The 13773-nt window shown below is 57.0% G+C and carries 15 protein-coding genes; 5 read left to right on the top strand and 10 right to left on the bottom strand.

The annotated features are described in order from the left end of the window. Positions 1 to 3: 3 nt before the first annotated feature. Positions 4 to 1479: an MFS transporter gene (locus tag Q0025_RS04860; protein ID WP_297296576.1), complete on the bottom strand. Its 1476-nt coding sequence runs from the start codon at positions 1477 to 1479 to the stop codon at positions 4 to 6. A gap of 220 nt (positions 1480 to 1699) precedes the next feature. Here Q0025_RS04860 and Q0025_RS04855 point away from each other — a divergent pair, with 220 nt between their 5' ends. Together Q0025_RS04855 and Q0025_RS04850 are read left to right on the top strand one after the other, a co-directional pair. Continuing rightward, positions 1700 to 2605, top strand: coding sequence for a LysR family transcriptional regulator (locus Q0025_RS04855; protein ID WP_297296651.1), 906 nt, complete (start codon positions 1700 to 1702; stop codon positions 2603 to 2605). Further along, positions 2605 to 3312, top strand: coding sequence for a peroxiredoxin-like family protein (locus Q0025_RS04850; RefSeq protein WP_297296574.1), 708 nt, complete (start codon positions 2605 to 2607; stop codon positions 3310 to 3312). The genes Q0025_RS04855 and Q0025_RS04850 overlap by 1 nt, the downstream gene beginning before the upstream one ends. On the opposite strand, the gene Q0025_RS04845 is transcribed toward Q0025_RS04850, so the two are convergent. The 3 genes from Q0025_RS04845 to Q0025_RS04835 all read right to left on the bottom strand — a co-directional run bounded on the left by Q0025_RS04845 (position 3309) and on the right by Q0025_RS04835 (position 6818). Further along, a complete protein-coding gene (locus Q0025_RS04845; protein WP_297296572.1) occupies positions 3309 to 4964 on the bottom strand; it encodes an ATP-binding protein in 1656 nt (551 codons plus the stop codon). The two genes, Q0025_RS04850 and Q0025_RS04845, sit on opposite strands and share 4 nt — an antisense overlap. Positions 4965 to 5185: 221 nt before the next feature. Next, entirely contained in the window at positions 5186 to 5869 is a 684-nt protein-coding gene (locus tag Q0025_RS04840; protein WP_297296570.1) for a haloacid dehalogenase type II, read from the bottom strand. An 85-nt stretch (positions 5870 to 5954) separates the two neighbouring features. Next, on the bottom strand, positions 5955 to 6818 hold the full coding sequence (locus Q0025_RS04835; RefSeq protein ID WP_297296568.1) for an alpha/beta hydrolase: 864 nt from the start codon (positions 6816 to 6818) through the stop codon (positions 5955 to 5957). 176 nt (positions 6819 to 6994) lie between these two features. Between Q0025_RS04835 and Q0025_RS14915 the strand changes: the two genes are divergently transcribed. Together Q0025_RS14915 and Q0025_RS04825 are read left to right on the top strand one after the other, a co-directional pair. Continuing rightward, on the top strand, positions 6995 to 7618 hold the full coding sequence (locus tag Q0025_RS14915; protein ID WP_366939401.1) for a response regulator: 624 nt from the start codon (positions 6995 to 6997) through the stop codon (positions 7616 to 7618). Continuing rightward, positions 7605 to 8333 (top strand): sigma-70 family RNA polymerase sigma factor, encoded by a 729-nt coding sequence (locus Q0025_RS04825; protein ID WP_297296564.1) that lies wholly within the window; start codon positions 7605 to 7607, stop codon positions 8331 to 8333. The genes Q0025_RS14915 and Q0025_RS04825 overlap by 14 nt, the downstream gene beginning before the upstream one ends. Before the next feature lie 226 nt (positions 8334 to 8559). Here Q0025_RS04825 and Q0025_RS04820 read toward each other — a convergent pair whose 3' ends face one another. The 5 genes from Q0025_RS04820 to Q0025_RS04800 all read right to left on the bottom strand — a co-directional run bounded on the left by Q0025_RS04820 (position 8560) and on the right by Q0025_RS04800 (position 11749). Further along, positions 8560 to 9444 (bottom strand): alpha/beta hydrolase, encoded by an 885-nt coding sequence (locus tag Q0025_RS04820; RefSeq protein ID WP_366939399.1) that lies wholly within the window; start codon positions 9442 to 9444, stop codon positions 8560 to 8562. A 519-nt stretch (positions 9445 to 9963) separates the two neighbouring features. Continuing rightward, entirely contained in the window at positions 9964 to 10200 is a 237-nt protein-coding gene (locus Q0025_RS04815) for a hypothetical protein (RefSeq protein WP_297296562.1), read from the bottom strand. Between the two features lie 24 nt (positions 10201 to 10224). Further along, positions 10225 to 10410 (bottom strand): DUF417 family protein, encoded by a 186-nt coding sequence (locus Q0025_RS04810; RefSeq protein WP_297296647.1) that lies wholly within the window; start codon positions 10408 to 10410, stop codon positions 10225 to 10227. Between the two features lie 187 nt (positions 10411 to 10597). Further along, positions 10598 to 11131, bottom strand: a complete 534-nt coding sequence (locus Q0025_RS04805) for a DoxX family protein (protein ID WP_297296560.1) — start codon at positions 11129 to 11131, stop codon at positions 10598 to 10600. A gap of 117 nt (positions 11132 to 11248) precedes the next feature. After that, on the bottom strand, positions 11249 to 11749 hold the full coding sequence (locus tag Q0025_RS04800; RefSeq protein WP_297296558.1) for a DUF417 family protein: 501 nt from the start codon (positions 11747 to 11749) through the stop codon (positions 11249 to 11251). 555 nt (positions 11750 to 12304) lie between these two features. Between Q0025_RS04800 and Q0025_RS04795 the strand changes: the two genes are divergently transcribed. Then, complete coding sequence (locus tag Q0025_RS04795) at positions 12305 to 13009, top strand: response regulator transcription factor (RefSeq protein ID WP_297296556.1); 705 nt, start codon at positions 12305 to 12307, stop codon at positions 13007 to 13009. A 72-nt stretch (positions 13010 to 13081) separates the two neighbouring features. Here Q0025_RS04795 and Q0025_RS04790 read toward each other — a convergent pair whose 3' ends face one another. Further along, on the bottom strand, positions 13082 to 13711 hold the full coding sequence (locus Q0025_RS04790) for a hypothetical protein (RefSeq protein ID WP_297296554.1): 630 nt from the start codon (positions 13709 to 13711) through the stop codon (positions 13082 to 13084). Positions 13712 to 13773 lie beyond the last annotated feature (62 nt).

Here is a 13773-nt window from a genome sequence, read left to right as displayed (position 1 = left end):
GATTCAATCGCGTCGCCTTGCGAGCATGACAAACCGCGGCATGCCGCGCGTCTTCCAAAGCGTGGGAATGATCAGGATTAAGGAGCCGGCTGCGACGAGAATGATGATGGCGTTGCCGACTTCGATGCGCGCCGATAGCACGCCACCCGCGAGCGGGAAACACGCTCCGAAAGCTCGGCCTACGTGATAAGTGAAATCGACACGGCGCGTTCTAGCCGCAAGCAATTGATTGAGAGTGCCGATAAGAGCCGGGTAGCAAGCTGCCGCGAAACAGCCAAGAGGCAATCCGAGCGCTTCACGCAACTGATCCCCCAGCGGCATTTTTATATATATGACCACCGTGACAGACGCCATCAGCGCGGATACTGCGAGCGTCCGCCATCGCCCGAATTGAATGCTGAACCATCCGCCGAACACATAACCGCATAAGCACCCGCCTGTTAGAGCAAGCAGGTAGGGTATCGAGCAGAGCACGGATATGTGCCTTTCGGTTCGAAGAAATTGCGGCAGCCACGTCATCAGCGCATAGAAACTGCCTTGAGCCGCGGCTGTCAGCAGGAAAGCCGCGACGGTCGCAGATGAATCCTGCAGGAAAACCTTTCGTCCCGAGCTAACCGTCGCGCTGCGCCGCGGCGAGACCGCTACTGCGAGCTCGGCGATATTTTGGCGGATAAAAAAGATTATCAATGCCGGCGTGACGCCCACCGCAAACATCAAGCGCCAAGCAATGTGTGGACGAAACAAGGAATAGGCCAGTGCCTGGACCGCCAAGGCGAGAATCCAGCCCGCGGCGTGGAATCCCTGATAAAATTCAGCCGCCCGTTCGCGATCTTTGCTGCCCAGTGCGTCACGCAGAGCGGCGGCGGCGACCACCGCATCGATTCCAAATCCGAACCCGAGAAGTGCTCGAAAAGCCAGCAATTGTATCGCATTTTGCGCGCATGCCGCGAGCAGGCTTCCCGCGGACAGAAGCAACAGCGCCAACTGCATGGTGCGGCGGCCGCCGAAACGCTCCGACGCATATCCAGCGAGCAAGCTACCCACGCTGCTGCACAGCAAGGTTGCACTTGTGATGCCCCCTGTTGTCGATGGCCGAAGCCTCCAAAGCGACACAAGCGTGCTCGCGACAAGAGGGAACAGCAGAAAATCCATGGCCTCAAGGGCGGCGCCCACCATGTATCCACAAAATATGAGTCGTACTTTGCTTCCAGAGGTTCCGCGGGAAGCAGGAAATCGAGTCATGAAGTATTCTTGTTTCCAGCGACGCCGATGAGAACGGGCCGCGCTGGCGCCGTGACTTCCGAAACGACGACCGATGTCGGCGATCAGGGCGTGAGCCAAATGGAGCCGGCCCTGGGTCCGCCCGTGATATCCAACGCTTCCTTCCAGGTTACGAAATTGGGGAAATTCAAAAAGAAGGCTATTGGTATCGGCATGCGATCTCGACGCTGCCCGATCCCATACTTTCGTGTGGTTCATCGCCATGGCATTGAGATGGGCTTTCTCAAAGTGCTTTCGCCACCCTGCCTTGAGAGTGTCGAAGCGAAGGAATTTTGACCCGAAACAAGGCGAGGCTCTGCGCCTTTGCCCGGATTTTGCGGGCGGGACCTTGCAGTCGGCGTCAGCCTTGCAATAACTGTGCGCCAACGAGCGGTTTTGACGGCTCGGCACCAAGCGCTAGCGGGGCCGTAATTTGGAAATGCACCAAATTCGATATTTCTTGGCTGTCAGCGAAACGCTGAATTTGACCAAGGCAGCGGAGCGGTGCAACGTCGCGCAACCGTCATTGACGCGCGCCATCAAAGCACTTGAAAACGAGCTCGGCGGCGAATTGCTTCGGCGCGAGCGCGCTCTATCGCATCTCACTGAGCTTGGCCGCCGAATGCTCCCGATGCTGCGTCAATGCTACGAGACAGCCCTCACGGCGAAGATGGTGGCTGCGTCGATAAAACGAGGCGAAGCCGCGCCGCTTACAATAGGATTTTCGCAAACCGTCGCGCTGGCGCTTTTCACGCCAAAGCTGCACGAGCTTTCGCAGGCCTTTCCTGGTTTGCAACTAAAGCTATGGCGAGGCTCTGCGAGCGAAATAACCGAACGCCTGAAATTGGGGACAACCGATATTGCCATCGCCGGCTCGCTTGATGAGGCCTGGTCGCGTCTCGATGTGTTCCCCTTATTCGAAGAACCGTTTGACCTCGTGGTCAGCCGCGATCATGGCCTTACGAACCGCGACAAAGTCACGTTCGAGGACCTTTCCTCGGAAACCTTTCTGATCAACAACGGATGCGAAATGGCTGCCGCAATTCGAGCTTGTCTCCGAGATAGGGGCATGGACGATCCGGTCTCTCATCAAGTAGCAACGCTAGAGGACATGCTGGTGCTCCTCAAGGCCAATTTGGGCGTTGCGATCATTCCCATCCGCGCGCTGGGAGATGACGAGCTTTGCCGCATTCGATTGCCGGGACTGGATCTCGTGCGAAGGGTTTCCGTATACGCGGTCGCCGGCAGGCAACGCACGATGGTTTGTACGACGCTCCTCAATCTGCTCCGGGCCAACGACTGGGAGGTTGACTTGCTGACTGAGGCATCGGGGAGAGCACATTAATGACGAAACCGGCATTGAGCGCCATTCTCGAAGAGGCGTTCGTTCGCTGTCGGGACCTCGAGGCCCCGCTCGCGGACCGTCTCCAAGCCTTTGCCGACGAGGTACGCCGCCTCGGCCCGCAATTTGCCGATTCTATTGACGTCCAAATCGGCCGGCTCCTGGAAGCCGGTGCGGGAGCCGGTGCGCCGCAGGTCGGTGAGGCAATGCCGCGATTTCTGCTTCCGAACGAAGCGGGCCGCCTGATGCGACTAGAGGAGCTCCTTAGCAAGGGCCCGACTGCGATCGCCTTTCACCGCGGCCAATGGTGTCCCTATTGCCGCATCAACATCGGCGCGCTGGCGCAGGTCAGCAAGCAGGTCGCGCGAGAAGATCGCTATATCACCGCTATCGTTCCCGATCGCCAAAGATTCGCTGTGTGGCTTAAGGCCGACGCTAAGGCGCCATTTCCAGTTCTCACCGATATCGACAATGGCTATGCGATGTCGCTCGGCCTTTCGTTTTATGTGGGCGACGAAGTGAAGCGGATAATGGTCAGCTCCGGGTGGGACCCGTCCATTACTCAGGGAACGGACAATTGGATACTTCCAATTCCTGCAACCTTTATTGTCGGCACCGACGGTATCGTGCGCGCACGCTTCGTCGACCCCGACTATCGCGTCCGTATGCCGCTCGATGATATGGTCAGCGCGCTACGCTCCGCTGACTAATCTTTCGGTCGTTCATTATGGCTTGATATAGCTGATCTCGAGAGCGAGAAAGTGAACGCCGCCCCATACCCTGTGCTCTCCTCCAGCCATATGCGTCCTCCGTGCGCAGCGATAATCTTACGGGAGATAGAAAGGCCAAGGCCGAGGCCCTCGCTCTTTGTCGTATAGAGCGCATCGAATAAATGCGGCACGTTCGCCGGATCCACGCCACTGCCGGTGTCGGCGACCGTTACGAAAACGCTGTCGTCGGCGACCTTCGTCGAGACTGTCAGGACGCGAGCGCTTCCATCCGCGCCGTCCATGGCATCGAGGGCATTGCGGATTAGATTCAGAACGACTTGTTGGAGCTGTATCCGATCCCCCATGATTTGCGGTGACGCCGGATCAAACTCAGTCTTGAGGACAACTCGGCCGCGCTCAAACTCCCTTTGTGAAAGATGAAGTATCTCCTCAACCATCTCATTAATCGGAACGAGCCCGCATTTCAGCGGCGCAGCACGCACCAAGACTCTGAGGCCCGCAACGACGTGGCTCACGCGGCGGCTGAGCTCGACGGCTCGCATCGCGGAGTTTTTCGCCTTTCCATTATCCGCAGGATGCTGTTCGAGCCAACGCACGCAGGCTTCCGCGCTCATAACGACGCCGGTGAGCGGCTGGTTGACCTCGTGAATGATCGATCCGGCAAGTTCTCCAAGCGACGCCAGTTGCGCAGTTCTTGCGAGTTCGGTCCGCGCATCGGTGAGAGCCCGCTCGGCGGCATTTTGCTCGGTCACGTCCGTGATAATTCCTTCCAACTCGACATCGCCCGACGGGCTAAGATCGAATTGTCCGACTGCCGCGACGTGCAGCGTCGTGCCATCTCTGTGAACAACCCTATATTCGTGATGGAATGGTGACTTGGTCCTGACGGCTTCGCTGACTGCCCGCTCAAAGGCGGGGAGATCGTCGGCGTGTATACGCGCCCGAAACACATCGAATGGAACCGGATTTATCTCAAGATCGATGTCGAAAATTCTATAACATTCCCGGGAAGCTCGCGAAAAGAATGTTCGCGTGTTCCATCGATAGCTGCCCATGCGGCCAATCTCCTGGCCTTTGATCATCCACCGATTGGTTTCACGAAGCGCCTCGAAAAGTTGCGCTGTCTCTACGGAAGCGGCGGTCTGTGAGGCTAGCATCTCCATCATCACGATGCACTCTTGCGTGAATGCGTTCTGGTCACGTCGGGATTCAAGATAGAGAACACCGATGGTCTGACTCTGATGAACCAACGGCAAGCAGAGAACGGATATATCGCCCTGCCCTGCATGGTCCGCCAAGCCAATTAAGGCGCTTGTTTTGCCGTCACCATGTCGAACGACCGGCTCTTGTCGGCTGAGAACCGCATCGCTCAGATCGCCTGGAAGAAGCAATTCGCCGGCAGGAGGGTGCGCAACGAGTACTTTCTCTTTCTCACGCGGAAAGCTCGCGTCAGCCTTGGCGAGAAGAGGGCCTTCCTCGCTGAGCAGCACGGCGCCGCGCGGAGCTTCCGAATATTCAAGCGCCACTGCAAGAAGGGCTCTTGCCAATCCCACATAGCTGACTTCTTTGGAAATCGCCCGGAACGCTCTGGCGATCAGCTCCAAGTCGCTTTTTTTTCCCTCGTGTGTCATCGTAAGACGCCTCTTGCCGACAACATGGCAGGAGGATCCCTTCTGCGGTCCGATCAGCCACGGGCGGCACCTGCCTTGACGCGCCGCCACGCTATGGCGCCCTCGGCGTCAGCAAAAATATTGATTGGCTAGCGATTCGATAGCTTGCCGCTATGGCGCCATCTGCTCCCGCCTGCGCCCTGACGCTCGCTGGAGCTGGAGCGCATGGGCCAATCGGATTGTCAGCCCGGCCGAAAGCTCATGATCAAACGGTCCGCAACATCACTCAACGTTTCACCGATAAACCGCGGTTGGGGTCCGACACCGAGAACGTCGTTGCCAGGACGCTTTACCAGAGCCGCCTCCCAGCCCGCGGCAACCGCGCCGAGAACGTCCCACGTATGGCACGCGATGAGTAAAAAACGCGAGGGCTCGAGACCAAGTTCTCTCTCGACATAAGCGTAAGCCTCTGGCGAGGGTTTATGATGTTTGACGCCGTCCGCACTAAACCGCCGCTCAAAGAAGCTGATCAGTCCGCCTGCTTCGAGCTGGCGCGTCTGCACCTCCAGCAGATTGTCGGTGAGAGTGAAGAGTCGAAAGCCCGCCGCGCGAAGCTTCGCCAGAGCATGCGGAACCTCCGGATAAGGAGGCATGGTCGAGAATTTCTCTTTGAGCTCGCGCGTGTCGGCCTCTGTGACTTCGATGCCTTGTGTATTGGCGAGCATTTTCATGACCGAAGCACCGATATCGGTGAATGGCACATATTGCTTCGCCACTGTCAGAGCAGCGGAATACAGAATTAGGTTGGAGAACCAAAGCCGCATTGCATCCGTTCGCCGAAATATTCGCTCGAAGATCGGCTCCATCGCGCTCAAATCCAGGAGCGTTTCGTTAACGTCGAAGACAATCAGGGGCAGCTTAGACATTGCGAGCGGCTCTCAGGATGTTCGTTTGAACGGCAGCGGATCGCTCGCGGCGTCGAGCGAGAGTCGACATCGACTCCTCCGCTCGCTAAGCTGATAGCTTGCCCAAGAAACCGCGGATTGCTCGCGCAATTTCCTCACAATGCGTCGCGATCGCAAAGTGACCGCTATCGACAAAACGCACGTCCGCGTCCGGGATATCCCGCTTGAATGCTCCAGCTCCCGCAGGAAGAAAGAACGGATCGTTCTTGCCCCAAATTGCGAGGAAGGCAGGCTTATGCTTTCGAAAATATTCTTGAAAGACCGGGTAAAGGGCAACGTTGGTTTTATAGTCTCCGAGCAAGTCTAGCTGCACTTCCGCGGCGTCAGGACGACTCAAATAGAAATTGTCCAGCGCGTAGCCGTCGGGAGAAATGATCGAGATGTCGCGAACGCCTTGCGTATATTGCCAGATCGTCGTCTCGGGCGACAAGAACGGGCGCAGCGCATCTCGATTGGCTTGCGACGGGTCCTGCCAATAATTGCGCATAGGCTTCCAACCGTCGCTCAAGCCTTCCTCGTAGGCGTTTCCGTTCTGGGAAATAATTGCAACCACTCGGTCGGGATGGGCAACCGCCAAGCGGAATCCGGTCGGCGCGCCGTAATCGAATACGTAGATCGAGAAGCGACGAAGGCCGATGGCATCGACAAACCGTCCGATGACCGAAGCGACATTCTCGAAGGTGTAGGAGAATTTGCCTCGGGGCGGCATATCGGTCTGCCCGAATCCCGGCAAATCCGGCGCGATGAGCCGGAAGCGATCCGAAAGCGCTGGAATCAGTTCGCGGAACATGTGGCTGGAGGTCGGAAACCCGTGCAAGAGGAGCAACGTTTGCCCGTCAACAGGACCGGCCTCTCGGTAGAACACCTTGAGACCGTCAATGTCGACCTTCCGATATTTAACCTCGGTCATTCCGCCTCCCTCCGCCGGCGGCACAGATAAACCGCGTGATCACCACATCGAACGTTAGTCGCGAACGGCCGCGTGCTTTCGCGTCCGTAGTGTTTATTCGCTCGTATGACGCCTTTGGTTACAGGCGGACATAAAAAAATCGACGGGGGCGTCCGCGCCGAACCCTATACAAACGTATGGGCGCACCACGGCTATTTGAGAGATTGCCGGGTGATGTCGCCGACGGCACTATTTCTCCGACCTTGCGCCGTCGCCGGCGCCGCGCTTTCCAAATGTTTCGGGGTGATGAGGGCATGGCTTTCGCAGCGCGGTCGGTACGCGAACCGGCTCTAAGCCGTGCGCGGGACTTTCATCCGAGACTTCGCGAAGGCGCTCTGCTTGGCACTTGCTCCAGAATTGATCCGCATTTCACGGAGCGATACCGAATGGACAGGCATCTAATCGCAGTAATCGACGACGATGATGACTTATGCAGTTCGATCGGAGATTTTCTGCGCGCGAATGAATATCGGGTTGAGCTCTTTCTTTCCGCCGAACCGTTTCTCGCTTGCCTCAATCGTTTCCATTTCGATTGCGTAATCGCCGACATACATATGCCTGGGACAAGCGGCCTGACGCTTGTCCAAGAGCTCCGTGCAAATGGGAGCACGATTCCGGTTATTTTAATTACGGGACTCTTAGAAAGTCATCTGGACGATGTCGCGATGTCGATCGGAGCGCAATGCCTTCTTCGAAAGCCGCTGGAGACAGCGACTCTCTTAAATCAGCTAGCCATGAGCTTACCCCATGAGCGGCGTTGAAGATCGTGCCTCGGTGGCCTTCATTGGCGCTTCTCAAAGAGAACGCCAAGAGAATTTCACTCCGCGCGCGACTCAATCGCAGCTCAAGAAGCCGCCATGGGATTATCGTTGCGAGCGTTGGGGCTTGTTGATGGCGGCGGCTCAAAACGGTGCCGCCGACGCTTACGACAGTCTTCTGCGTGAGTTGGATTCGTGGCTTCGTCGCTACTACGCGCGGCGGCTTCCACATTCCGCTGCCGAAGATGCCAGACAGGAGGCGCTTCTCGCTATTCACCTCGGCTTATACAGCTACAAGCCATCGAAGCCATTTGGTCCATGGGTCGTGACAATCGCACGCAATAAGTGGATTGATTACCTCAGAGCGGCATCCCGGCATGAAGAGGTGCCACTCGACGAAAGGATTTCGATCGAGGACCGCCAGGAGCTATTGGCAGCGGCCGGGTGCGTCGATAAACTTATCAGGCGCCTCAAGCCCGCCCAGGCAGACGTGATTCGTCTCGTCAAGCTTCAAGGTATCAGCATCCAAGATGCATCCGCATTGACCGGCCAAACGTCCGCGGTCGTTAAAGTCAACATTCATCGCGGTCTGAAGACACTTTCGGCTCTCGCCAACGGTAACGCGTCGACTATGGCGACGTGCGATGGAGGCACAGGCGGCTCCCGCGCCGCACGTCAACGCGTTCCACGATTTGCGAGTATCTATAAGGTCAGTTAGACCAATCGTCGCGAGCCGATACTTTTGTCTTGTGATGGGTATTTTATTTTTCGGCGGCCGCCGCGACTTTGACGTTACAAGATGAAACGCCATCGCCTTCCCCGCGGCGCATTTCTGCCAGGTTCTCGCGCGCCAAAGGCCGATAATCGAGACCTCGTCTCCACGGCGGCTGCACCGATTTATCAGGGTGGCCCCTCTTAGGATGTCACCTCGGCTGCTAACCGGATCAGCCGTGCTGAGGCGCGCTCGACGTCGCCTTGTTGGGATCCGTAGCCAGACCGGCAACGGCCTCAACAATGATTCCGGCCACCACGTTCGGCGCGGTGATCAGCGCCGCATGATCCACCTTTTCGGACCGAATCCGCGCGCCCATCCGATTTGCCAGAAATCGCTGTGTCGCTGGGTTAATCATCCTGTCGTCTTCGGCAACAAGGTACCATGAAGGCATTGCTCGCCAAGTCGGCTTCGGTGCCTTTTCTTGAATGCAGGCGACGGCAATCGGACGCTGCGCCGCGGCAAGAAGCGCTGCCTCTTCGGCCGAGGCGTTTTGACACCAAGCCGCGCCAAACGCTTCATTCGGCATCCAAAGAAGGCCGTATCGGTCCGGCGTGAGATTCGGTGCATGAGAGTCCGGCTTATCCCGGTAGAATACCTTCGCAACCGTTTCGCCCTCATCAGGTGCGAGAGCATTAGAGAAGACCAGAGACTGCACTCTTTCGTTGCGGCATGCTCCTATGACGGCGCCCGCATAGGCATGCGCAACAAGCACCACGGGTCCGGTGGTCCGTTCCAGTGCATGGTCCAGCGCGGCGATGTCGTCCGACAGTGACGTCAGCGGAATCGGGGCTGCCATCGTCTTCAGCCCTTCGGTCCGCAGCAAGGACATGACGCGGTCCCAGCCAGATCCGTCTGCCCATGCACCGTGGACGAGGACGACGCTGATCTCCGCCCGCCCCGGCAGCGCTGCTAGACGTTTGACGGCATTTCTTCCGCCACGAGGTTTCGCATCCGCGAAATCCGGAATGCCAAGCTGTACAGCGGCGATCGCAACCGCCGCCGTCGTAAAAATATGACGGCGGCCGCGATCGATTTCGTCAGATGGAGAATTCACGGCATCGCTCCTTAATGTCTTCCTGTGTCGCTCAGTCGCGTCGACATAGCCTTATTTCCATTCGGATCGGTGCCCAGACCGAGGCCGCTTCGAAGCGATTCTGCGCACAAATTCTCGAGCGACGATCGCAGCATGGCGCTGCCGCCGCTCATTATGTGGTCTTCCCGACTCGGCTTGTGTAACAAGGTGGCGCCTCGAGTGCGACCATCATGCGATCAGCAACTCACGGCATGCAATCTCTCAAATGTGCTAGCCGACCTAACACCTTTGTATGGGCTCTTTCACCTGCGGAAAGGTCTCGGAGCGGGCCGGCGCGACCGGCTTCCTCAAACCCGCGATGATTGGACAAGCAGATATAGGAGTATCAGGTGTCCACAGACTTGCGACTCGGTCCGGGTCGTCACGGCGTCGCTGTCCGGAAAACACAAAAGCGCTTCACAGCGTGTCCGCTGTGAAGCTGATTTGGTCGTATCAAGTCCCAGACAGGAACCCGAATGTCATGCGGCGGCGTAATGCCTATTAAGGCATAACCTTCAGAATCTGCTGATGCAGATAGTCCGGCAAATCATCGACAGGCACCATGATATACATTTTGCCGTTCATCTTGACGACATCAGCATGCATCGTACCGCCGTCCTTCATCACCAAATCGGCGTGCGTAATCATCTCGACCGTTTCTTGAATATTCACGGCATAGGACCTGCCGGCGATGGCCAACAGGCCTGCTGCCAGTATTGCTATACACAACCGTTTCATTTGCACTCCCTCCTCGTGTTTCAATCATATTGATCGCGGCGACCGGCCACGCTGCGACACGCCAATCTCATTCATGCAAGATTCGCGTGCGAGATCCTGCTTAAACAGGTGGATCGAAACGGCGCGCAGCGCGACGTCTTTCATTAGAAAGGAGACGTTGCCCGTCATTTTAGGGAAGCCGCCGGCCGACGGATTCCAGGACGAAGCAATGAGTCTTGGCCCTCCCGCACCTTGGGGTGCCAGGGGTGTTGGCGCAATCTCTCGGATGGGACTGGTAGATCCATACCTTCGTATAGGTCTCCAGATGAGGCGAAGTCGGTCGCAAAAGGGGCGCGGGCCTGATCGGCTTGGAGAGTGGCGCGTTCAACGCGACCAGCTCTGTTCGAGTCCCAGGGCCCTACAACGATTTCGCGCAATCACCCCTTGCAGCACTGACCAGCGCCGATCGAAACGTCCGGTCAAGGGATAATCGACCCGGTCCCCAAGCCATGACGCCCAGCGCCATGGCGAGCCATGTCATCTCGATTGGCCAGTCGCCCGGTGCCGAGAGCTCCGCAAGATACGCAATGAGAAGAAGGCCGGCCGCGGCAAAACGCGTCCCGAGGCCAAGGACGAGTAAGAGCGGGAATATGATTTCGATGCAGCGAAACAGAAGCACCATCGTCGCCGAGGCAGAAAAATTATAAGGTCCTCCCGGCAAATAGAACTTGATCTCGTCGGCAAACGCGTAGAGCGGCGTGCTATGCAATCGGAAAGCGTGGCCCCATTTCTCGGTAGCCGAGTCCCAGAACGGCACTGCCAGCGCTAGACGAAGAAGCAGCTGCGCCAACGACGGGCGCGCGACCCAGCGGATCCCTGCCACAGCGGAATCCATCGCCTTTATCAAGACGTGAACAGGGGCGCCTCTATCGCTCTTCACGTAGGTCAGCATGATCTCTCTGGAAACAAATCGCGGCGAGGACGTCGGCTTCATTCGCGCCGGCGATGTTTGCCGGCAGATAGAATGAAGGCGATCGAGATGGAGGTTCGCGGCGTCGCGCCCACGCCTCTATTTGGTAACCGGCGACATCGTCGCGGCTGCCGCCTCGACATCGTACCTCAGCAGAAGAATCGAGACGGCGAGCATCACCACGTCCTTCATCAAGAACGCAACCGGCAAATACATCGCCGGAAAACCGCCCGCCTCCCGCGCCCAGGCGTTCGGCAGGAATGGGATGATCGTTACTGTTCCAAGGAATGTGATGATCGATCCGATGGCACCGAGAACGCCAAGCTTGTGATTCCAGAATCCGAGAAGAATTAGCGTGCCGAAAATCATCTCGGTCGTGCCCAGAAAAAAGCCGGCACCTCGCACGCCAAACGCCGGAATCAACCAAAACACGAGTGGGCTGTGCGCAATAAACGGTGTGATCTGATGCGCTTCGAAACTATACCATTTTTGATAGCAGAAAATGTAGAACGTAAATACCATCGACGCTCGGAGTAAATGAAAGGCTAGATCGCCCTTCAGGAGCACACTCTCCGACAACTTGCTAATGAGAGAATTCAATTCTTTCCCCTACCGTCCCTATTCGGCGCAAGACCTGCTAATCATCGCGACGTCTAAGCATTCAGAATGGGCGACATGCGTGACGGCAAGCCTCTGGGCGTCTTTCCGTCTGTGGTCCGCGATCATCGCTGCGTCATCACTCTACCGCGGCGACCTTTTGGGTTACAATCTCGTAGAGAGAAGAGGATTCGCTATACCTTCGTATGGGTGATCAGATTGATTGAACACTCTGCGGCGACTCAGCTTCAGAGGCTCGAAAAAACGCCGCTCGGAGTGCTCTAACAACGCGGAACACGCGTGCCGATTTACGCGGAGAGCACGATCATGGCCCAGAGCCCGATTATTGAGCGACAGCGGGCTAAACCTACGCTCAAGCCACCAAGCTTAAATTATTGCACGGACGCAGGCGAGCATCGGCTTGCCGGCGACGCGAAGTCGGACGGTTGACCATAAATACTGTCCCAAGCCGCTTTCATAACTTGTCATGTACGCGTTTGATAATTAGTGTGCCACGGCCTGGATCTAGCATAGTTTCAGGTTCTTGCGGAGACGTGGATGACCGGCCGAGGGCAGAACGCAGGAAACAACGATCAACTCGGCCTTCCCGGGACGCCAATTCGTTCCCGCGACGGCGAGCAAACGCACATATCTTGTTCGCCCTGCGTCAATGTCGTCGATGACGACCTCTTCGTTCGCGAGGCTCTCGGAAATTTGCTCCAATCGATGGGTTACCGGGTCGCCCTCTATAAGTCAGCTTCGGATTTCCTCAACGCCGAGCTGCCCAATGTTCCGACATGTCTGGTATTGGATGTCCGGATGCCGGGAACGAGCGGGTTGGAGCTTCAAGAATATCTCAATCAACTTAACGTCGGCCTGCCAGTTATTTTGATGACTGCCTATGGCGACATTCCGATGACCGTAAAGGGCATGAAGGCCGGCGCCATTGACTTCCTTTCAAAGCCACCGAGAGACCAAGACCTCCTGGATGCTGTCGCGACGGCTGTTCGAATCGATCAAGGCCGTCGCGAAGAAGCTGCGCAGGCAGCTCAATTGCGGAAGCGGTGCGCATCGCTGACACCTCGCGAACGTCAAGTGGCGGCACTCGTAGCGGCGGGGCGCATGAACAAGCACATTGCGACCGAACTATCGATAAGCGAAGTGACGGTAAAAATGCACCGCGGCAACGCTATGCGAAAGCTTGGCCTCAAATCGGTAGCAAGTCTCGCTCGGATAGCACATATTTTAGACGGTCAGAGGTGAGGTCCGGACGTATCCTTTGCTCCTCTGCCCGTATGGGCCGGCACAATGCCTCGGCCACGTAAGCCCAACCAATTATATTAGAACGTTTGTTAGATCGGCGTAACGAACCTCGACGTCTGCCAGCAAGCATGTTTGCGCCTGTCTGCTCGCGGTGCCCAAAATCTCAAAATAGACTTCCATGATCAGGTCGACGCTTTCGACTTTATGCTTTGGGTCATGGAACAACCCTGCCCTCAACGTTCTTTGGCTGAATTGAGGGGTCCCCGGCGGCGAGCCTTTAATGACGAATCCGCTGAATTTTGCTTCGCGCATCGGGTCAAGCGTCCTCGAAGGCAGTTGCTCATCGTAAGGGATCGCAAAGCTGATGTGATCCGGGGAGACAACCCGAAGCGCCAACACCTCGATAGGCCTTCGATTTTGATTGATAATATCGATCTCGAATTCATGTTGCTGCTCAGGACGCGCGCGTCGCAATATAAAATCCGGAGCGAGATCGCCGATTGCTATCGACGTCTGATTGCGTATTTGCCAGAGCTGCAGCGAGAGCAGAAATGCCGCTACGCCAGCCGCGATGATGCTTCCCGCTCCCACGATAAGCGTTTGGTAGCGGTATAGCCAATAATCAGCGCAAGCCATCGAACCAATATGCTGCGCCGCGTCAACTATAGCGGGGGCGCTACAAAAGCCGGGAAGATCCACCATTTTCACCGCAGAAAAATAATGTCATGGGCGGCCGATTATCCATCGACCGCCCTGAGCTTCCC

The sequence above is a fragment of the uncultured Methylovirgula sp. genome (assembly GCF_947646745.1).
Classification (GTDB): domain Bacteria; phylum Pseudomonadota; class Alphaproteobacteria; order Rhizobiales; family Beijerinckiaceae; genus Methylovirgula.
The sequence above is the reverse complement of the archived record's forward strand: the minus strand, read 5'-3'. Positions and strand labels throughout refer to the sequence as shown.

Coding starts and splice junctions, on each gene's coding strand:
- Q0025_RS04860 (WP_297296576.1), bottom strand. CDS start 1,479: ATGAACCACACGAAAGTATGGGATCGGGCAGCGTCGAGATCGCATGCC.
- Q0025_RS04855 (WP_297296651.1), top strand. CDS start 1,700: ATGCACCAAATTCGATATTTCTTGGCTGTCAGCGAAACGCTGAATTTG.
- Q0025_RS04850 (WP_297296574.1), top strand. CDS start 2,605: ATGACGAAACCGGCATTGAGCGCCATTCTCGAAGAGGCGTTCGTTCGC.
- Q0025_RS04845 (WP_297296572.1), bottom strand. CDS start 4,964: ATGACACACGAGGGAAAAAAAAGCGACTTGGAGCTGATCGCCAGAGCG.
- Q0025_RS04840 (WP_297296570.1), bottom strand. CDS start 5,869: ATGTCTAAGCTGCCCCTGATTGTCTTCGACGTTAACGAAACGCTCCTG.
- Q0025_RS04835 (WP_297296568.1), bottom strand. CDS start 6,818: ATGACCGAGGTTAAATATCGGAAGGTCGACATTGACGGTCTCAAGGTG.
- Q0025_RS14915 (WP_366939401.1), top strand. CDS start 6,995: ATGGGCGCACCACGGCTATTTGAGAGATTGCCGGGTGATGTCGCCGAC.
- Q0025_RS04825 (WP_297296564.1), top strand. CDS start 7,605: ATGAGCGGCGTTGAAGATCGTGCCTCGGTGGCCTTCATTGGCGCTTCT.
- Q0025_RS04815 (WP_297296562.1), bottom strand. CDS start 10,200: ATGAAACGGTTGTGTATAGCAATACTGGCAGCAGGCCTGTTGGCCATC.
- Q0025_RS04805 (WP_297296560.1), bottom strand. CDS start 11,131: ATGCTGACCTACGTGAAGAGCGATAGAGGCGCCCCTGTTCACGTCTTG.
- Q0025_RS04795 (WP_297296556.1), top strand. CDS start 12,305: ATGACCGGCCGAGGGCAGAACGCAGGAAACAACGATCAACTCGGCCTT.
- Q0025_RS04790 (WP_297296554.1), bottom strand. CDS start 13,711: ATGGTGGATCTTCCCGGCTTTTGTAGCGCCCCCGCTATAGTTGACGCG.